This window comes from Pseudoalteromonas sp. 19-MNA-CIBAN-0066 (genome assembly GCF_040308705.1).
Taxonomy (GTDB): Bacteria; Pseudomonadota; Gammaproteobacteria; order Enterobacterales; family Alteromonadaceae; genus Pseudoalteromonas; species Pseudoalteromonas nigrifaciens.
Map to the genome: position 1 here is coordinate 42,371 of NZ_JBEONZ010000004.1, position 21,755 is coordinate 64,125.

11 protein-coding genes are annotated in these 21,755 nt (G+C 39.2%); 4 read left to right on the top strand and 7 right to left on the bottom strand.

Going from position 1 to position 21,755, the window contains the following annotated elements; genetic code table 11:
* Nucleotides 1-64: 64 nt before the first annotated feature.
* Complete coding sequence (locus AAEZ18_RS03935) at nt 65-2,731, top strand: GNAT family N-acetyltransferase (RefSeq protein WP_350594158.1); 2,667 nt, start codon at nt 65-67, stop codon at nt 2,729-2,731.
* Nucleotides 2,732-3,685, top strand: a complete 954-nt coding sequence (locus AAEZ18_RS03940; RefSeq protein ID WP_011329262.1) for an ion transporter — start codon at nt 2,732-2,734, stop codon at nt 3,683-3,685.
* Nucleotides 3,686-3,742: 57 nt separating this feature from the next.
* Here the strand turns inward: AAEZ18_RS03940 and AAEZ18_RS03945 are convergent, their stop codons facing one another.
* The 4 genes from AAEZ18_RS03945 to AAEZ18_RS03960 all read right to left on the bottom strand — a co-directional run bounded on the left by AAEZ18_RS03945 (nt 3,743) and on the right by AAEZ18_RS03960 (nt 10,453).
* Nucleotides 3,743-8,248 carry an EAL domain-containing protein gene (locus AAEZ18_RS03945; protein ID WP_350594156.1) on the bottom strand — a complete coding sequence of 1,502 codons (4,506 nt, stop codon included), beginning with the start codon at nt 8,246-8,248 and terminating at the stop codon, nt 3,743-3,745.
* 220 nt (nt 8,249-8,468) lie between these two features.
* A complete protein-coding gene (locus tag AAEZ18_RS03950; protein WP_011329264.1) occupies nt 8,469-8,672 on the bottom strand; it encodes a DUF3283 family protein in 204 nt (67 codons plus the stop codon).
* A gap of 181 nt (nt 8,673-8,853) precedes the next feature.
* Nucleotides 8,854-9,099 carry a DUF1289 domain-containing protein gene (locus AAEZ18_RS03955; RefSeq protein ID WP_011329265.1) on the bottom strand — a complete coding sequence of 82 codons (246 nt, stop codon included), beginning with the start codon at nt 9,097-9,099 and terminating at the stop codon, nt 8,854-8,856.
* A 220-nt stretch (nt 9,100-9,319) separates the two neighbouring features.
* On the bottom strand, nt 9,320-10,453 hold the full coding sequence (locus AAEZ18_RS03960) for a 1-acyl-sn-glycerol-3-phosphate acyltransferase (RefSeq protein WP_011329266.1): 1,134 nt from the start codon (nt 10,451-10,453) through the stop codon (nt 9,320-9,322).
* A gap of 502 nt (nt 10,454-10,955) precedes the next feature.
* On the opposite strand from AAEZ18_RS03960, the gene AAEZ18_RS03965 reads away from it, so the two are divergent.
* On the top strand, nt 10,956-11,900 hold the full coding sequence (locus tag AAEZ18_RS03965) for a D-2-hydroxyacid dehydrogenase (RefSeq protein WP_350594154.1): 945 nt from the start codon (nt 10,956-10,958) through the stop codon (nt 11,898-11,900).
* 137 nt (nt 11,901-12,037) lie between these two features.
* Here the strand turns inward: AAEZ18_RS03965 and AAEZ18_RS03970 are convergent, their stop codons facing one another.
* The 3 genes from AAEZ18_RS03970 to AAEZ18_RS03980 all read right to left on the bottom strand — a co-directional run bounded on the left by AAEZ18_RS03970 (nt 12,038) and on the right by AAEZ18_RS03980 (nt 18,155).
* Nucleotides 12,038-12,937 carry a GGDEF domain-containing response regulator gene (locus AAEZ18_RS03970; RefSeq protein WP_011329268.1) on the bottom strand — a complete coding sequence of 300 codons (900 nt, stop codon included), beginning with the start codon at nt 12,935-12,937 and terminating at the stop codon, nt 12,038-12,040.
* On the bottom strand, nt 12,921-16,691 hold the full coding sequence (locus AAEZ18_RS03975) for a PAS domain-containing hybrid sensor histidine kinase/response regulator (RefSeq protein WP_350594151.1): 3,771 nt from the start codon (nt 16,689-16,691) through the stop codon (nt 12,921-12,923). The genes AAEZ18_RS03970 and AAEZ18_RS03975 overlap by 17 nt, the downstream gene beginning before the upstream one ends.
* A 66-nt stretch (nt 16,692-16,757) precedes the next feature.
* Complete coding sequence (locus AAEZ18_RS03980; protein ID WP_086997728.1) at nt 16,758-18,155, bottom strand: PhoH family protein; 1,398 nt, start codon at nt 18,153-18,155, stop codon at nt 16,758-16,760.
* 444 nt (nt 18,156-18,599) lie between these two features.
* Between AAEZ18_RS03980 and rapA the strand changes: the two genes are divergently transcribed.
* Nucleotides 18,600-21,494, top strand: coding sequence for an RNA polymerase-associated protein RapA (gene rapA, locus AAEZ18_RS03985; protein ID WP_350594149.1), 2,895 nt, complete (start codon nt 18,600-18,602; stop codon nt 21,492-21,494).
* The last annotated feature ends 261 nt before the right edge of the window (nt 21,495-21,755 follow it).

A 21,755-nucleotide genomic window follows, 5' to 3' on the forward strand; every position in this document is an offset into this window, starting at 1 on the left:
ATAATATAAACAGAGTACATTGTGAAATTACAGATAGCAAATATTAATCAGCATAGGAAAAGCCATGAGTCTCAAGCGTATCAGTCAGTTTTTTAACCCAAGCTCAGTAGCCGTTATTGGGGCATCTAACACGCCAACCCGTGCTGGCTACGTAGTTATGCGTAACTTATTGCAAAGTGGTTTTAAAGGGCCAATTATGCCAGTAACACCAAACCACACTGCGGTGCATGGTGTACTGGCATACCCTAGTATTGATGCCCTACCAAAAGTACCTGATCTCGCGGTTATTTGTACCAATAAAAACACCTTAGACCTTATTATTGAGCAACTTGGAAAACTGGGCTGTCATAATGCCATCATCATTGCTGACGGCTTAAGTAACGCACAAAAACAAACTTTAAAAGAGTGCGCACTTAGCCATCAAGTTACGCTGTTGGGCCCAAATTCTTTAGGGTTATTAATTCCTCATATTGGCCTAAATGCCAGCTTTTCACATACCGTAGCGAGCCCTGGCAAACTCGCTTTCGTTTCACAATCGGCGGCAGTGTGCTCAACCATTTTAGATTGGGCAAAAAATAAAGAAATTGGCTTTTCTTACTTTGTGTCAATGGGCGATTGTCTGGATATTAAATTTACTGAATTGCTCGACTTTTTAGGTCGCGATGCTAAAACTACGGCTATTTTGCTCTACATAGATAACATTGAGGACAGTCGCAGCTTTATTTCAGCTGCTCGAGCGGCTGCTTTTAGCAAACCCGTAATTGTAATTAAAACGGGCAGGACCCATGCGGGCGCTATTGCCGCTGAAGCTCAATCGGGAATAGCGCATAGCTCGGATGCGGTATACGATGCTCTATTTCAGCGCGCGGGTATGTTAAGAGTAAACGATTTACGCGAGCTATTTGCTGCAACGCAAACATTAGCCATGCACCCAAAATTATTAAAAATAGAGCAGCTCACTATTTTAACCAATGGTGGCGGCCCTGGCGTAATGGCAGTAGATGAGCTAATACAAAGTTCAGGTAAATTAACGCAATTGAGTGACGAGACATGTGATGCGCTCAATAAAGTAATTCCTCGCTCAGAGAAGGCCTCAAACCCGGTGGATATTTTTGGTGACTCAGCCCCGAGCCGCTATAAGCAGGCGTTAGAAATTCTACTTAAAGCTCCTGAAGTAAAAAACTTACTGATTATTCACACTCCATCTGCGCTAGCACCTAGCGAAGACTATGCAAATATTATTGTTAAAACCTTACAAGCACTCCCAAAAATGGCGCGCCCGTATGTTATTACTAACTTTACCGGTGAAGATGCCGCCTATGCTGCTAGGCGTGTTTGCGCTAATAACGCGATCCCAACTTATCGTACTCCCGAGGGCGCTGTTGGGGCCTTTATGCACTTAGTTAGTTATCGACGCAATCAAAAGCATTTAACCCAAACACCTGAGTCGAATACCGTAGATACAAAAATTAATAAGTCGGCAGCTAAAGCCTTAGTAAATGAATTTTTAGAAGAAGGACAAAGTTATTTACCGACCCATCAAGCGAGCCAAATTTTAAGTCATTACGGTATTGAGTGTATTCAAACCGAAGTGGCTTACACGCCAACAGAAGCAAAAGAGCAAGCCATTGAGTTAGGGTTTCCGGTGGCGCTAAAATTAATTAGCCCAAGCATTCCTTCAAAATCTGAAGTGGGTGGCGTAGTGCTTAACTTAAATGACGCTCAAGAAGTAGAGCAAACTGCTTTTTCGATGTTATTAAGAATAAAGAACACTTATCCCGATGCCGTTATTGATGGTTTTTCGCTACAAAAAATGGCGCCGCGTGCCGGAGCCAACGAGCTGCGAATAGCAATAAAAACAGAGCCTAATTTTGGTCCCGTTATTTTACTAGGAGAAGCAGGCACCGGCCTTGAATACGCACAAGCAGCAGTAGCTTTGCCCCCGCTAAATATGAACCTAGCAAAATACTTAATTGCCGCGGCGCACGATAAAGGCGTACTAAAGGATCGTATTCTACCTGAAAAAGTAGATAAATATCGGCTCTGCGCACTGCTTACTCGCATCTCGCAGTTAGTAATTGATCAGCCCGACATTAGTTCCTTAGAGCTCAACCCTATATTAGCCAGTAATGGGCAATTTTTAGTGCTGGACGCCACCATGACCATTAACCGCTATCGAGTGCAAACGCATCGTAAACGTTTATCTATTCGCCCCTACCCGATTGAATTGGTAGAGGCCGTAACGTTAAAAAATAATACCCAAGCGACGCTGCGCCCAATTAAACCAGAAGATGAGCAAGCACATCAGCAGTTCGATCAGTCTTTAACTAAAGAGGATCGCTATAAACGATTTTTTGGGGAGTTAAGGCAGTTTAATCACGACCAACTCGCTAAAATGACGCAAATAGATTACGACCGTGAAATGGCCTTTATTGTATCTCAAACATATCAAGGGCAGCCTCGCACTCTTGGCGTATCGCGCGTTATTATGGATCCTGATAATTTACAGGCCGAATTTGCCGTTGTAGTGCGCTCAGACTGCCAAGGCCTTGGCCTAGGTCGTATATTAATGACAGCCGCAATTGAGCACTGTAAGCGCCAAGGAGTTAAATCTATTGAAGGGATTACTTTACCAGAGAATACCGGCATGATTGAGCTTGCGCGTAAATTGGGCTTTAAAATAAGCCGCGACTTTGAAGAAGGCAGTATAAATATGGTACTTAAACTATAAATGAACTATATACGAAAACTTAGACAAAAAATTGCGCACACTTTTGAAGCCTCTGGAGAGTATCAGCGCGCGGGGCACATACTTGATGTAATGCTGGTTTGTCTCATAATGGTCAACGTAGTTGCCATTGTCCTTGAGTCTGTATCGAGTATTGCTAAGCAGTACCATGAAGAATTTTTCTTATTAGAAATTGTTTCCATAACTATATTTTCTATTGAATACATAATACGGCTTTGGACCTGTGTAGACAGAGTTAAATATGCAGCTATTGAGGGTTCAAATACCAAACGACGCTTGCACTATATTTTTTCGCCTTTAGCATTAATTGATTTAATTGCTATATTACCTAGCTTATTGATGTTTTTCTTTATGCTAGATTTGCGCTTTTTACGAGTTTTAAGGTTACTGCGAGTATTTAAGTTAACCCGTTATTCGCGTGCTATGCAGTTGCTGTTACAAGCATTTATTGATGAAGGCAGTACACTTTTAGCGGCATTTTTTATTATGGCCGTGGTGCTTATTTTAGCCTCTTGTGGTATTTACTTGCTTGAACACGATATACAGCCCGATAAATTTGGCTCTATCCCTGCAGCAATGTGGTGGGCTATGGCAACGCTAACTACCGTAGGTTACGGCGACGTAGTGCCCATAACACCTATTGGTAAACTATTTGGTGGGGTAATAACCCTAGTGAGTATGGGAATGGTTGCAGTGCCTACCGGTTTACTTGCATCGAGCTTTTCAGAGCAAGTACGCAAACGCCGTCAAGTATTCGAAAATGCAGTACATGAACAGATCACTAACGGCACTCTCAGCGAGGAGCACCTCAGTCACCTTGAAGATCTGCGTTACAAACTAGGGCTGAGTAAACTAGAGGCCAATAAAGCCATAAAAGTTCAGCTTAACGAGCGCAGCGAACACATGTTTTGTAGAAACTGTGGCAAGCGCCCATAAATAGGTTAAAAGTAGTTGTCAGCTTTTAGCTGGCAACTGCACACTAAGGGCTTTCCTTTAATCTTGCTTAAACACGTCGCTCCAATCGCGAGTAATTAAAGGAATAACAGCATTTGTGGGCACAGGTTTACTAAATAAATAACCTTGAAAATAGTCGCAACCAAGTGCTTTTAAAAATACTAATTGATGGGTACTTTCAATGCCTTCTGCCACACATTCTTTATTTAAGCTGTGGGCTAAAGTAAGCGTAGATTGGATAATTGCCTCATCATTAGAATCAACCCCTATATCTTGTACAAAACTACGGTCAATTTTTAATACATCAATAGGAAAGCGCTTCAAATAAGTTAACGATGCGTAACCTGTACCAAAGTCATCCATATAAAGCCTACAACCTAGTTGTTTTAACATATCCATACTCGATAAGGCCTGCTTTGAATCGCGCATTAATATTGATTCTGTTATTTCAAATACAATCGCCTTAGAAGGGATAGCTGCTTTAATTAATGCCTTTTTAATTTCAGGCACCAAGTGTTCAAATTCAAAATCGAGTGCCGATAAGTTAATCGACAAATATAACTCGGGAGCAATTTTGCGCCAAGCCACTAACTCTTCTAAAGCACGGCCCAATGTTTGCAGCATTATTTTTGTAATTAAACCAATACTCTCTGCCGCTAACGAAAACTCTTGAGTGTTCACTAATTGATTTTTTGGCCAGCGTAGCAATACTTCAAAGCCTTCGGTTTTTTGGCTATTAGCACTTATAATAGGTTGATAATAATTACAAAATTCATGCTCTTGATACGCTTTAGTTAACTGCGATTCTAGGTGCAGTGCTTTTTGCACCCGTTGATTCATCTCTTGCTTATAAAACTTATAGCTCCCTTCTAAATTATTTTTAGCGTGGTATAAAGCAATATTGGCAGCTTTTAATAGATCTTTATATTGCTGCGCATCACCTGGATATGTGGCAACACCAATGCTTAAATTAATATTAATTATTTGACCATTAAGGGCAATATTTTTATTAACACAGCCCATTAATTTAGTGCAAACGAGCAATACCTCTTCTATTTGCTGTATATCTTCAACCAACACAACAAATTCATCACCACCAAATCGAGCTACGCTATCGCTGGGGCGTAAGGTACTTTTTAATCGCTCAGCCACTGTTTTAATCAATTCATCGGCAACTTCTCGCCCTAACGAATCATTAAAGTGTTTAAAGCGTTTAATATTAATATGCAGCAAAGCAACCTTGCTGTTATGGCGCTGTGCTTGCTCAATGGCATGTATTACACGGTTATTAAATAATGCCCTATTTGGCAGGCTAGTTAGCTGATCGTAGTTGGCGAGTATATGCAGCTCATTTTCTGCTAATTTTTGTGCATTAATATCGGTTAAAATAACAACGTAACTGGTTAGTCTGTGTTCGTTATCGGCAACTGCACTTATTTTAACAAGCACGTGGCGTTGCTCGTTATTAACCAATGTTACTGTGTCTTCGCAAGAAAAGTGCTCCCCTACATTGAGCTTTTGCATAATGCGCAAGTAATCAAAGCGGCTGCTGCGCGAAATTCCTAAATTAAGTACTCGGCTAGATCGCGGCTCAGCTGGGAAGTTAAACGCAGTTTGCAAGGATTTATTAGAGGCGCGTATATTAAAGTTTTTATCGAGTATAAATACCCAATCGCGAGTTTGCTCAAAGGCTGCTGCGAATAAGCGAGCATGCTCTTCAAACACCATTTCACGGGTCATATTGGTGTAAGTTCCGGCCACTTTTTGCGGTAATTTATTATGCCACTCTACTACTTTGCCAAAATCTTTGTACCAGCGCCAATGCCCTTTTGCATGCCTAAGCCTGTAGGTACAATTAAAAGATCCTTTATCTGTAGATAAAAACTCTAACCACTCCAATCTAAATAAAGGTCTGTCTTGTGGGTGTATTTTTACTAAATAGTCATCTAAATTTACGCATTCAACGCTGTAGCCTAATTCATTTATTAACCGCGGTTGATAAATACTAAGGCTGCTTGACTGCCAGTCCCAAACCCCAGATTCACTGCCCTCTAGTGCCAGTTTTAAACGCGCTTCGCTTTCTTTACTTTCTTTGTGAGCTGCCAATAAAATACGCTGTATTTTATTGCGGCGCATTACCCAAGCAACCACTAAAGCAATTAACAATAATGCATATAGCACCACAAAATAAGGGGCACGCCATAGTGGGTATTTCACTTTTATTTTTAAACTAGCGGGCGACGTATATTCGCCGGTTAATGGGTCTTTAGCCCACACTTTTAATTGGTAGTTACCCGGATTTAATTTTGGAAATAACACTCTGTTGTTACGGGTATAACTTTTTTGCCCGTTATCGAGCTGATACTCATAAATAATCCGCTCTTGAAAACTAAACGACATTGCCGAAAAAGCTATTTCTAAACCTATATCGTCATGATTTAATGTTATTTCTTCAAGTGGTTGCTGTAAATTAAGCGACAAGTTTCGCGACATTAAATTGATCCGAGTAATATTAACGTGATCAATTAACGCTTTGGTGTTTTGATTGTTCATTGGGTGAAAATAGGTAAAGCCTTTTAGGCTACCATAAGCAATACGCCCATCTTTTAAATGTGCCATAGCGCCGCTGTTAAATTCTGCAGAGAGCAGCCCTTCTGACGTAGTAAATTGCTGAAAATGCAGTGTAGTCGGGTTTAAACGCCAAATGCCTTTATGACTACTCATCCAAATCATGCCATCGTCATCAAGCACCATATCGTACAATAAGGTACCCAATTTGTTTTTGTCTAAATCAATAGTATGAACAAGTTCATACGTTAAGGCATCAATGCCAATCAGGCCAAAGTTGGATAACGAGAGCCATAAAATATTATTACGATCAACTTCATACGACAGCACATTTATGGCAACATTTTCATGTTGTTTAGGAACCTTATATATTATTTTTAGAGTTAAACTGTGAGGATTAACTTGATATAAAATCCCACCACTAAAAAATAAAGGCTTATCTGGTTGTGTCGATAATGGTGGTAAAAACCCATGCGCTAAAAAAGGGTCAAACTGAGTAAACTCGCCCTCTAACTGGGTTAGTTGCTGGGTATTAATATTATACATAAGCATGCCATGATCTGAGTGCACATAGTACAAGTTACCATCGGGCATTAAAGTAACACCATGAACCCAGCCGGCGATCAGCTTTTGGTTGCTCGGATTTTGTGTTTGCGGCTCAGTTAATTGCAGGCTAACAGGGTCAAAAATAAATAAACCTCTGTTGGAGTGCAGCCATAATTTATTTTTATAAGGCATTATTTTATAAATAGTAAATTCAGTAGTTAGCAAATCAACTTTAAAATCTTGTAAATACGTTTTGCCTATATTTGTTTTTAAATCAACTTCAGTTAAACCATTATGCGTAGCTAGCCATAGCTTGTCTTTATACTCAGTAATACCCCAAATAGAATGATGCGATAAGCCGTCACCGCCAAGCATGCTGCCCTCAACATTGGTAAACTGATAGTTATTATTGGCTAAATAAAACGCCCCATCTGTTTTAGTGGCCACCCATGTTCCACCAGAATTATCTTTAACCATATCAATAATACTGGTATCGGCTAGGGTATATTTACTTTGGTTAATGCGGGTGTTTTTTATTATTTCCCCCGTTTTTAAATTAAACTTGAACAACCCTTTATCAGTGGCTAAATCAATTTTTTCATGGTCATTTGTAATTTGCCAAATGTTTAAATTATCAAGCAATACACTATTGTTAAATGCCACATCGGGGCGCTCAAACATGCTCGATAAATTGCTAATATCAACTTGGTACAACCCTTTAACAGCGCCCACTAATAGCTGATTATTGTTAGCAATAGCAAATGACTTCACATTATTTTGGTAAATATGCTCAGCCTCTGCGCGTAAATGCTCTAATGGCCGCACTTTTTCACTGGCAATATCAAACACATAAGCACCATGACTAGTACCAATAAATATATAGCCGTTATAATAAAATAGCTTTCTAACTAGGGTGCTTTTGTATTTACTCGGAAGCTCAAAAATAGTGGTTATTTCACCACTTTCAATATCAAGCTTTGCAAAGTCACGGCCTCGGCCAATCCAGAGGGTTTTATCATCTATTGCTAACATGCTAAAAACAGATTGATTAATTATCTGCTCTTCGCTTAGCGGCTTTTCTAAAAACTGTTTATAAGAATCGGTAGCTGGATCATAGCGAAATAGCCCTGCCAGCAGTGAGGCAATCCAAATATGCCCTTGGGTGTCTTGATATATGCGGTCAATAATAGCTTCTTCAAGCTCACCATTAGGCCCGTTAATTGGCATTACTTGGTAGCCATCATAACGGTTAAGGCCACCTTCTGTTGCCAGCCATAAGTAACCGTTATTATCAATAAGCATAGTATTAACATAGCTTTGAGATAGCCCCTCACTAGGAGATAAACGCTTCACTTGTGCGTTTATTTGGCTGCTCATTATTAGCATAAGTGCGAGCAAGCAACTTATTGTTCTGTTAATAGCTTTACCCATTCTTGATCCCACTTATTATGTTGCTTTTGATAGGTATTTGACAGCGACGATATACGATATTGGCACACACCAAAAGCACTACTAAGGAATGATTATATGTTAACATCGAGTTAAAACCAATAGTGCGGTATAAATCAGGTCTACTTTTAGAGATGAATGTATAAATCCTATAAACTAAAGAGGTTTTAAATCAACTCGAGCTGCTCAAGTAAGCACAACATTAGCCTAACATTAGTGCTAAATACCTTTCAAATTGTTGCTTTAAAGAAGCTTGCTCTGCAATAGGGCGGCTATGGAGGGTGTTATATATTTGCTCACGTGTTTTTTTCCCGCGCTTAATTTGATACGCCCAAAAAGAAGCCTCATAATCTAACTGAATTTGATACTTTTGTTCACGAGGTAAATTACATAAATTAAAACTCACAGTAACTCCTATTACTTACTAAAGATGTTTTATTATACTTATAAATAGTTATGAATGCTGCTTTAATAAAGCATCTAGGCCAACAAGCTTAGTCAGCTAAATGCTATATTATGTTTGGGGATTTAATAGCTTATTGGCTCAGATAATTACGAATTTAATCAACAAAGGGCACGCCCCCTAACTAAAAGTCAAAACCTTGCTGATTAATTAATTCGCTAGCGGCAGTAACGTCTAGTTTTTTTTGTATAAAACGCTTGTAGCGCTGCTGGCACAAATTTAATACTTTTTTCTTTTGTGCGTTGGTTAACGAATTCCATAAAAAACGCTCATCGCGGCTACGATAACAACCTTTACAATATCCCCTATTATTAACCAAACAAATACTCTTGCAAGGGCTTGGAATATCAAATATTTCAATTTGTTGCATTGCCCCTCCCCACACTTATAAAGATACAGGTTAAGTATAGCGTTATTTACTCAAAGAGCAGCTTTGTGAGTAATTAGCTCTGGACGTTTAGTAAATCTCTTAACCAGATAAAATGTAGGTATCAGCCGGGGCATAAACCACAGCCCAACATGCGCTGAAGCTGTAATACAAATTTACTTCGCTTTAGCTAAAGTGCCGTAACAAAAAGCAGCTTTAGCTTTTAATGCTCACAACTTTTAATATTTACTTCTGCTTTACGATGATATGGCTTTGCATACATAGCTAATACCAAAGGTTTAAGCTCTTCGGGCACTTTATCCATACGTTTTGCAAACTTTGCAGCGTCGGCTTTATTAATGACTGCTTCTGTACAGCCGCCTGCTATAAAGTTACCTGGGTGCAAATAAAATGAATCTATTATTTGTTTATCTATTGTTTTAGCCAGCTCATCTGCGCTGTCGCAATGTGACTCTATCGGCTGTCCAAAAGCTAAATGAATATGTCCTTTAGATGAGCTAAAACCTTCAACAATACTGGCTATGTCTTCACCTACAGATTTTACATATTGACCATGGTGTTGTTTATGATAAAGCTCTTTTGCTTTAGCAATTGCACAGGGTTCGTATTGATACGATATTGATACCGGCACTATTTTTAGCTCTTTAATATAATCGCCAAATTCTTTTTTTTGCTTACGCCCATTTAGTTGTAGCATTTTTAGTAGTGCCGGATCGGTTTGATCTACACCGTCTTTTGCTCGCCCTTCTTTTTGCGCTATCCAAATAGAGTTTCCTGCTGTTAGTGAGTCATAAATATAGGAAGATAACTGCGTTAATGCTTTAAGCATTTCTTTAGGCGCTTTTGCAGATCGCTTTACTATAAAGCTTTTATTTAATCGCATAAGCTCAGTGATATAGGGTCTTTGCAATAAATTATCTCCTATTGCAATGCGCACTGTTTTCATTTTATGTTGAAACAATCCCCAATTTACTAAAGCCGGATCGAGCACAATGTCACGATGATTCGATATAAATAAATAGGCCTGATTAGGGTCTAGTTTATCCAACCCTGAAAAAGTGACTTCTGACGTAGTGCGTTTTACTAACTTATTTAAATACTTTGCAACTTCATTTTGTACATCTTCAACGCTATTAATTTGGCCCCATTTTTTACGTAGTTGCTGTCTAATTAATGGTCGTGCAACAAATGGAATTGCCGATAAAATGCGTGGTAAATTGTACTTTGCAATTACATCAATAAATGCATTATCGTCAATTAAACGCTTCAGCGAAGTGGCAACTTCATCATCATTGTAAGGTCTTATGTCAGCGTACTTATCTTCTAATTCAATCATTTAGCGCATCTACAAAGTTAAAAACGGCACGCCAAAGCGCACCGTCGTGTCTAATTTTGATTATAACTCAATCAAAAATACGAAACTAGCAATACTAAAGTTCGATTTACCTAGTTCAAATAGAGTTATAGTTTAGTCGGCAAGTTTATAAGTTCGCACACTTGATGCAACTTACATTGCCCTGTTGTTATTTATAGTGAATATTAGTTAAAGCAAATAGCTTTACTAAAGCTGCATGGCGACGGCAGTACAACAAAATAGCCGTAAAGGGTAGCATGTAACAACTAACCTAGTGGGCAGACCACATTTAAGTTGGCCTACGTTTTTACGACTTTAAAATTAACAAAGTGTATGCTTTATAGTACTTTAGTGTATTAATCTTGTATACGTATGCTGCGCTGTATTTGCTTTCATTAGTACTGCAAATATTTCCAACCTCAAATCAAGCAATGCAAGCATTGCAAATAACTCTCTTAAATGGGGTTTAATTTTAGGAAAAAATATGAAAATTACTATTCTCGATAATGCGACTCTTGCTAAAACATCACTTGATTGTATTGCTCAATTAGGTGAGCTTACCGTTCATGAATTAACAAGTGCGGAGCAAGTTGTTGCTCATAGTAAAAATGCTGACGTTTTAATTACCAACAAAGCAGTTGTAAACCGTGAAACTATGAGCCAATTAAAATCACTAAAGCTAATTTGTGTTAGTGCCACTGGTACTAATAATGTAGATTTAGTAGCAGCTAAAGAGCTTGGTATTACAGTAACTAACGTTGCCGGCTATTCAACCCCCTCTGTAGTACAACATACCTTTTCTTTAATCACTAATTTATTAGGTAATACACATCGCTACCAAGCAGACTGCCAACAAGGTGCATGGCAAAAAAGTGAAATGTTTTGCCGCCTAGATTATAGCTTTAACGATTTACAAGACAAAACATTCGCTATTATTGGTGGTGGAACACTTGGTAGCGCGGTTGCAACGGTTGCTAGCGCTTTTGGCGCAAATGTAATTACTGCCGAGCGCAAAGGGACACAGTGCCGTGAAGGTCGTATCCCTTTTGAACAAGCAATTAAAACCGCCGATATAATTAGTGTGCACTGCCCATTAACCGATGAAACTCGCGATCTAATTACACTCAATGAGCTTAAAATGATGAAGCCAAGTAGCATTATCATTAATACTGCACGTGGCGGCATTATTAACGAAGCAGACTTAGCAACCGCTCTTGAGCAAAACTTAATTGCAGGTGCCGGGGTTGATGTGCTGACTAAAGAGCCCGCTGAACTAACTAACCCACTGGCTAATTATAAAGGCAATAACTTACTGCTTACGCCACATATTGCTTGGGCAAGCACAGAGTCAATTGTACGTTTGGTAAATGAGGTAAGTTTAAATATTATGGCGTTTACGCAGCAGCAATCACGTAATCGCTTAGTGTAATACCTTGCTGTAGTGCCCTGCTGTAATGCCCAGCTGTGTAGCTCTAAAAAGCGCTACACTTTTTAAAACGTGTTCATCCGAAAATTAACTATTAAACGCCAATAACGTTGGCGTTTACTTTACAAATAAAAGTTTAATTAGCGGGCAACAACTTGATTACGGCCACCCTCTTTCGCTGCATATAAACCTAAATCAGCTTCTTCTAAAAGTGCCTGCTCAGTTTCAATACTTGCGTTTTCAGTACTAGCTACACCAATACTAATAGTTACATGCTCAGCATTAAGCGATGCTTTATGCGCTATATTTAATGCATTAACAGCATTACGTAGCTTATTTGCAAAGCCTGTCGCTTCAGCTTTATCTACACCGGGTAAAACGGCTGCAAACTCTTCTCCGCCATAGCGTGCAATAAAGTCACTGCCACGCTCACATTGTGCCGCAAGTGCTTGAGCCACCGCTTTTAAGCAGTCATCGCCAGCTCGGTGCCCATAAGTATCGTTGTAACGCTTAAAGTGATCTATATCCATAAGTAGCACTGAAAGTGGTGTGTTGTTGCGCTTACTTTTACGCCATTCACGAGATAAGTTTTCGTCTAGGTTGCGTCTATTGGGTATTTCGGTTAGGCCATCAATCGAAGCTAACATTTCAAGCAAATCATTTTTTTGCTTAATAAGCAGTTGATTACGTACTCTTACGCGCACAATTGATGAACAAAATGGCTTAGTTATATAATCCATTGCACCTAGTTCTAAACCTTTAGACTCGTCATCATGGCTGCTATTTGCCGATATAAAAATAACCGGGATCATTTGCGTTGCTGAATCTTCTTTTAATTTAACCAGTACTTCGTAGCCATTCATTCCTGGCATAACAATATCGAGTATAATTAAATCAACTTGTGTTGTTTTTATAAAAGTAAGCGCTTCGTCACCACTTTTAACTAAAAACACCTCATGCTCATCGCTAAGTGTTTTTTCGAGTACAATTCGATTAAGAGCATCATCATCAACAATTAATACTTTAGCTTTTTTTGACATCCATTGCCCCTAAAACGTTTATAAAAACAACCACCTGTTCTAACTGCATAATAAGCTCTTTCGTTGTTATTTCAACAGCTTTATCGGTTGTTTTAAGATCTTTTTCAGTTTGCTGTGCACATTGCGACAGTCGACTAAAGCCTAAATTACCCGCTACGCCTTTAATACTATGCGCTATACGAATTAAGTCATCTTTATTATTACTTATTTTGAGCTGCGCTAATTGAGTTTTGCACACACTAGCAAATTTACCGATCATAGTGTTAAGCAGTGTTTCGTTTAAACTAAACTGAGTTAAAGCAAATGAGTACTCAAAAAAGCTCGGCTTATAAGGTGCTAAATCGGTTATTGCACCTATAAGCACTTCTGCAACCACAGGTTTAGTTAAATGCTTATTCATGCCACACGCTAAAGAGCGTTCAATATCTGCAGGCTCACAATGAGCGGTTAGTGCAAAAATAGGTAATTGCTCTGCACTATACTGCTGCCTAATTAAAGTTGTTGCTTGGCAACCATCTAAATGAGGCATTTGCACATCCATTAAAATTAAGTCTGGCATTAAATTCGGTAATAATGCCATACCATCAATGGCACTAGTGGCTGTAACCACATTAATTTTTGCTTGGCGTAACACGCTGCTAATTATTTCTAAGTTTAATTGATTATCGTCAATAGCTAACACTAACAGACCCGACACACTTGGGTTTAATTTCGTTGTATTCGTTATTTTTAAAGCTGACTCTAAATTTAAATTAAACAATCGCTGTGCAAGCGCTGACGTTTTAATATGCTGTACAGTTAAACCCATGCTGATCGGCAAATTTAACCTTGGTTGATTACTTACAACAATAAGCGTAATTGCTTTTGCAAATAAAATATCTTTAATTACAGCTACCGCTAATAAAGCAGGTAAATCTGCTGCACCTATAATTAATTGCTTGGCTTTTAAATGCTCCCGAGGAGATTTTAATAATTGCTCTAAATTAGTATAAGTTAGCGTAGGAAATGCATTTATAACCTGAGTTAATTCGTGACTATGCGCTGATAAAATAACTAATGTATTATCAGGTAGCTGCTTACAAGCAGGTACAACATCTAATAAAACACTAAAGTAAAACTCACACCCTTCGCCTTTTTCACTATTTAGCGCTATTTCGCCACCCATTAACAGCACTGCCGACTTTACAATAGCCAGCCCTAAGCCCACGCCATGATGAGTTCGCGTAGATGACTCATCCCCTTGGGTAAAGGCATCGAATAAGCGCCTTTGATCGGCTTTATCTATGCCAACTCCGGTATCTATTACCTTAAAGCAAATATGTTGTTGCTCTGAGGTATCGCTTGGTAATAAATCCATTTTAAGGGTAATACTACCGGTTTTAGTAAATTTAACGGCATTAGTTAATAAGTTACCTAATACTTGCTGTAAGCGAATGCTGTCGCATATAAGGTTGGGGGAAATTAAGGGATCAATATCAATAATTAATTCAATCCCTTTGTTTTCACATAAAGGTGCCGTTAAACTTTCACAAATATCAACCAACTCAACAATGCTAAATGGCGCGAGTTTTAACTGCGCTGCCACACTTTCTACCCGTGCAAAATCCAGCATTCTGTTAAGCATTAACAACAAGCTGTGTGCTGCGTGCTTAGCTTGCGCGGTTTGTTCTAATTGTTTTGGCGTAAGTCCTTGCTCAATAAGCATATCAAGTAAACCAAATACCGCATTTAGCGGTGTGCGGATCTCATGACTTAAATTAGCAATAAATCGACTTTTTGCTAATGTGGCGCGCTCTGCATCATGTTTTGCTTTGGTTAATATACTTATATCTTGAATATGAATAACATAATACAGCGGCTCGGCATTTTCATTCCACACTAACGACACGCTCAGCTGTAACCAATCTGCCAGTTCGCCGTGCGCTAAAGTTAAATGGTATACCCGTTTTTTATTATTTAGTAATTGCGCTAACGTGGCTTTAATTTCTTGCCATTGGGGGTTACTAAACACCCGATTTAAAGGCGCTCCCGCCAATAAATTTTGTTCAGAAGATAGCTCTCTAGCCGCTTTATTCGCTTGTAAAATAGTATGATCAAGCGAAAGTAACACCACTCCATTAGCCGCAAACTCTATCGCACTTCTAAATTTAGTTTCTGATTCTTTTAATGCATGTAGGGTTTGCTGTTGCTCGGTTATGTCGCGGCCAATCCCCATAACGCCTAACAGTTGTTGCTGTTCATTATAAAATGGCGCTATGGTTAATAAGTAAGAGCGTTCTGCGCTATCAATACGTTGTTGAATTTGCGTGCGATTGTGTAGTACTTGTTGCTCTAGCTTACTAATTTTTTTACTATCGCTGCTCTCATTTTCTATTAATTTACCAACTAGCTCAGCTTGCTTTTTACCAATAAATGTTTCAAAAGCTTTATTACAACCTAAAAATAAGCCATCAATACTTTTAAAATAAATAAAGTCAGGAACGTTATTAAGTACAGTATTAAGTAAAGCTAAATGACGCTCTTTGGCTTCGTAGCTGCTGGTTAGTTTTTCAGACTGTAGCTGCAATTTTTTATCTAAATCTTTATTAACGTTCTGTAGGGATTCGACCAGCTGAGTATTTTTAGCAAATATAGCTTTTACCTTTAAAAACCATGGCTGCCAATTTAAAGGAATTTTATAGTTTAACTGCTCGCCAGTTACAGTGTCGTTATGCTCTAGATAACGCATTAAAAAGGTCATCGGCTTGATAAAAATACGCTGGCTCAACCAAAAAAACACGCTAAACATAATGCTTAAAAACACGGTTAAAAATATAAATTCTATCGCTGTTTCGTAAATAATCGGCGCAGATAACTGCTCTATTGGCTCATGGTAGGCAGCATGTATAGGGTAGTTACCAATTGGCTGCATTAAAAACTGATTACCTTTAACTTCCTTAGTATTATTGTGCTCTATTAATACTGCCGGCCAATATTGATTTAACTTAACAGCTTTGTTTATCAACTTTTGTGAGCTGGCAATAACCTCATGATACTGATTTATAAATATATATTCGCCTTGCTGCGGCGATACTTTTTTTAGCCAATTAGAAATAGCTTGTAAGTCATAAATAAGAACTATGTAATCTTGGGAGTTAATATCTTGTTGTCGGCCAATGGCAAAGTAGGCTTTATTAGCAACTTTAATAATTTGGCTAGAGCTGAGTTGCTCGGTTAAAAGTGGTGGTTTAAATTTGCCTTTTAAAATATCAGTTAAAAAGGCACTTTGGCTACGATCTCGCCTGGCAACGTAAGCAAAACCTTGCTCATCAACATAAGCAACTGCACTTAATGACTGTATTAGCGCTAACGTGGTGTTAAATGAAGGGGCTAACATGACGACTTTTTGCCAGCGTAATAAGGCACTTTGCGATTGAGAAAATTCGCCAGCACCTACTATTTCGCCATTTAAATTACTTAAATAACGATAGTAATAGTCATCATACTGATTAACGTGCAATGGCATTGTGCTATCTGCTGAATGCGGCTTAGGTTGGTGATACAAATTAAACATAGCGGTAAATAAATTATTTACCCCAGCCATAGTATGTTCAATTTGCGCCGATACATTAGCAAAATCGCCATGGCGCTTTTCTATCGCACGTTCAACCTTAATATTGTAAAGGTGCAAACATAATAATAAAGCCACAAACAAAGGCACGGCCAAAGCCACAACTAAAGAGCGGTAATAATCTTTTAAGGGTAAAAACTTCAACTGTTTGCCTGTTTTATGGCTCAATAATCAGCTAATAGACTAGCGAGCCATAATGTTAAGCGCAAGTTATAAGTTTTCTTCAGCGAATGAAGCTAGGCGACTACGTACCACACCATTGAGGTTTATTGTTGCGCTACCTTCAAAGTTTTTAAAGCGCTCCACAATATAAGTTAAGCCCGAAGTAACCGGTGTTAAGTAGTTACTGTCTATTTGTGCCAAGTTACCGGTACAAATTAGCTTAGTACCTTCGCCGCAACGGGTAATAATGGTTTTTAATTGTGCCGCCGTTAAGTTTTGGCTTTCATCTAAAATAACTACTGCATTTTGAATACTGCGACCACGCATAAAATTTACCGACTTAAACTGAATATTGGCTTTTTCCATAATATAATTACGGCTTGAAATTGGATTTTCGTCGCCCTTATGTAATACCTCTAGGGTGTCGGTAATGGCCGCTAGCCATGGCGCCATTTTTTCTTCCTCAGTGCCGGGTAAAAAGCCAATTGACTCGGCTATTTCTGGCGTATTACGCGTTACTATTACTTTGTCGTAAATGCCTTTTTCGATCACCATTTCTAGTGCACTAGCAAGCGCCAATAAAGTTTTACCACACCCTGCAGGGCCGGTTAAAATAACCAGTTCTATGCTGGTATCTAATAAAGCATCGAGTGCCATACCTTGGTAAATATTTTTTGGTTTAATACCCCATGCACCTTGGTTCATTAATCGCTCATAACCTATATCTTTTAAGGTTATATGCTCCTCATCGTACGATTTAACTCGCGCTGCAAACTGATCCCCCTCATCAATTAAATACTCATTATAAAATACATCAGGGATTAAGTTTTTAGCCACATGATGCAAGGTCTCACGGCCATATTGCTCAGTATTACATTGGCCAACATGCTGCCAAAAGTCTCCGGCTATTTTTTTGTAGCCGCTGGTTAGTAAGCTAATGTCGTCTATAAGCTGATCGGTGCGGTAATCCTCAACATAATTAAGCCCTGCACCTTTGGCTTTTAAGCGCATGTTTATATCTTTAGTGACTAATATTACTTTGCTATTTGTGTGCTGCTTTTGTAAATGCACTGCACAGTTAATAATGCGATGATCGTTTTCATTGCCTGGCAGGCCAGAAATAGAGTCGGCAAATAAATGATCGTTTACAATAATTAAAGTGCCGTTTGATGCTGTTTTCGCTTTTTTATTGCTAGGAAGGGCTACGCCTTGGAGCATTTGCTCTGGTGTGGCATTTTTTAATATTTCATCTAAACCACGAATAGCCACGCGAGCATCACGGCTTACATCGTGTTTTCTATCTTTTATATGATCAAGCTCCTCTAACACTGTCATCGGAATAACTACATGGTGCTCTTGAAACGATAAATACGCGAGGGGTTCGTGAAGCAATACATTGGTATCTAGCACATACATTTTACTTTTAAGGTTCGAAGCATTTTCCATAGCACTTTCCTTACTTTTTATGATGAGTATGCTATACCAAACTAACTAAGTGCTTTTGAGTAGTGATGGCTCATTAGTTACTTAGGTATAATTTTAGTTTAGTCTATTTGTCATAAAAGTCCGTTTTATTACAAACTCGATTTTGTTTTAATTAAACCTTAAAACTAAAGTAATTGACTGACTAAAATAGTGCATTTTAAAAGTTAATTAAGTAGGTTTTGCTAAGGAAATATTTTTAATGCTGCTAACGCTCAAAGTAATAGCTGCAGAGCTATTTATTATCTTACTGTGTACTTATTTACCCAAAAAAGATCCAGATGTTAGCCGTTTTGTTAGGAATAATTCACACTTACCGAATTAATTAAAAGTGAGGCTAATAGCGCCTTGCAGTGGTGTTGTCTAACAGGTAACATAGCCGCCTTTTTCTTCATAGACGAGACATATATGAATTTTTCCTTAGGTCAGCGTTGGATCAGTGATACAGAGTCAGATTTAGGATTAGGCACAGTTGTTGCCATTGAGGGCCGTCAGGTCAGCATATTATTTCCTGCTAGTGGCGAAAGCCGCGTTTATTCTTGGGCAGAAGCACCCGTAACCCGTGTGTCATTTAATCCTGGCGATGTGATCAAAAGCGTTGAAGAGTGGGAATTAGAAGTTGAGTCTATTGAAGTGCAAGGCGAGCTACTTTGTTATCACGGTACTCGTGTTGATAATGGTGAAGCAGCCAAACTAAAAGAAACCTTTCTAGATCATTTTATTAAGTTTAACAAACCTCAAGATCGTTTATTTGCCGGCCAAGTAGATCGTTTTGATCGTTACACGCTACGCTACCAAACATGGTTACATAAATTTGAACGTGAACAGTCGCCTATAAAAGGCTTAATTGGTCAGCGTGCTAATCTTATTCCGCATCAGCTTTATATAGCCCAAGAAGTAGGTAAACGTTTTGCACCACGCGTACTTTTATCAGATGAAGTAGGCCTTGGTAAAACAATTGAAGCGGGAATGATTTTACATCAGCAAATTATTAGTGGCCGTGCCAGCCGTGTGCTTATTGTAGTACCCGAAAATCTGCAGCACCAATGGTTAGTAGAAATGCTGCGCCGCTTTAATTTACGTTTCTCTATTTTTGATGAAGATCGTTGCGACGAAGCGTTTGCCGACTCGCCAAATGTATTTGATACCGAACAACTGGTACTTTCCAGCCTAGAGTTTTTAACCAAGAAAAAACGTTGGTTCGAACAAGCAACTTTAGCTGACTGGGATTTACTAGTAATAGATGAAGCGCATCATTTAAGTATTAATAATGGCAAGCCAAGCTCAGAGTATCAACGTATGGCCGAGCTTAGCCAAGATATTCCGGGCCTTATTTTACTTACCGCCACGCCAGATCAACTTGGTCATAGCAGCCACTTTGCTCGCCTACAGCTACTCGATCCAGACAGGTTTTACGACTACGACGTATTTAAAGAAGAAGAAGCAAATTACAAAGACGTTGCCGAAGCTGCTAATCAATTACTCCAAGAGCAAGGCCTAGACGAGAGCGCTAAAGCGACTTTAATTGAGCTATTAAAAGAAACCGACATTACCGATATTCTGGCAAAAGCACAGCAAGGTGATTTACCCGCGCGTAAAGAAATACTTAACATGTTACTGGATCGCCACGGCACCGGCCGCATCTTATTTAGAAATAGCCGCAGCGGCATTGACGGCTACCCTAGCCGTATATTACACGCTTACCCTATGCCATTGCCAAAGCAATATAAAACAGCAATGACAGTACTGGGCAATATGAGCGGCATTCAAAACCCCGAACTTAGTGCACAGCGCGCACTATTCCCAGAAAAAATATTTCAAGAGTTTGAAGGCGAAAGCGCCAGCTGGGGAGCATTTGATCCTCGCGTAGGTTGGCTAATCGACACTCTTAAAACCCTTAAGCGTGAAAAAGTACTGCTAATATGTGCTAAAGCCGAAACAGCTATCAGCCTTGAGCAAATACTACGTGAACGCGAAGCAATTAAAGCCTCAGTGTTTCACGAAGGTATGTCGATTATTGAGCGTGACCGCGCCGCTGCATTTTTTGCAGACGAGTACGACAACGCGCAAATACTGCTGTGTTCTGAAATTGGCTCTGAAGGGCGTAACTTTCAGTTTTCACATCATTTAGTGTTATTTGATTTACCACTAAACCCAGATTTACTAGAGCAACGTATTGGCCGACTAGACCGCATTGGACAAACTCAAGATGTGAACATTCACGTGCCATATTTTGAAAACACCGCCCAAGAAGTATTACTACGTTGGTACAACGAAGGCCTAGACGCATTCGAATCTACCTCGTCGACGGGACAAATGTTGTATAAAGAATTCCGTGATGACCTACTTGATTACATTGCAGCGCATAACTGCGACGAAGACGAGTTAGATCCATTACTTGAGCAAGTAGCACAAAAAAATGCGGTACTGCGCAAGCAAATGGAAAGCGGACGCGACCGTTTACTTGAGCTGCATTCATCGGGCCAAGGCGCAGCCGACTCTTTGGTAGCTGATATTGAAAAACTAGACAATCAGTTTGAACTGCCTAGTTACATGATTAACGTATTTGACACCTTTGGCGTAAGCCAAGAAGATAAAGGCGAAAATACCATTATCTTAAAGCCAACCGAGCATATGTTAAACGCCTCGTTTCCGGCATTAAGAGAAGGTGGCATGACAGTTACATTTGACCGCGATACCGCGCTTTCGCAAGAAGACGTGCACTTTATTAGTTGGGATCATCCTATGGTGCAAGGCACCCTAGATATGATTTGTGACGACGATTTTGGTAGCGCATCGGTTGCTTTACTTAAAAACAAAAAACTACCACCAGGCACCTTTTTTGTTGAGCTTATTTTTGTAGCCGAAGCTATGGCACCAAAAGTATTACAAGTAGGACGCTTTTTACCACCTACGCCAATTCGTATTTTACTCGATAAAGCAGGTAATAACTTAGGTGAAAACGTCGCGTTTGACGGCTTTAATCAGCAGCTTTCTGCCGTTGGTCGCCAAACAGCCAGTAAACTAGCTGGCGCATTGCAAAGTGCTATTCACCCAATGATCAGCACCGCAAAAGACATGGCACAAGAAAAGCTTGAAGTTATTCGTGCTGCGTCACTGGCTAAAATGCAAACATCACTAAGTGAAGAGCAGCAACGATTAGTTGCTCTTAAGCAAATTAACCCTAATATTCGCCAAGAAGAAATTACCTTCTACGATAAGCAACGCACAGATTTGACTACCTACATTGAAAAAACCCAGTTAAAACTAGATGCGATACGCTTGATTGTGGTTTCGCACTAACGCTTTGGCGATAAGCTGACAGCCGTTAGTAAAAAATTGCTAATGTGCGAATGAAGAAAGCGCGGTATTTTGAAGTGACCCCATAAAGTTGGATTCATTTCTAAGCAGCTAATAAAGCCTGATTTCGGTAGTGTGTCGAACTCAGGCTTTTTATTTTCAACTTAATGCATGCGTTGTTGTAATAAAAAATTTATTACTGAGCTCACCTTAAAACTTGATAAAAACCCTATAAAACGATTAGTTAAGTGCTATTCAACTCTT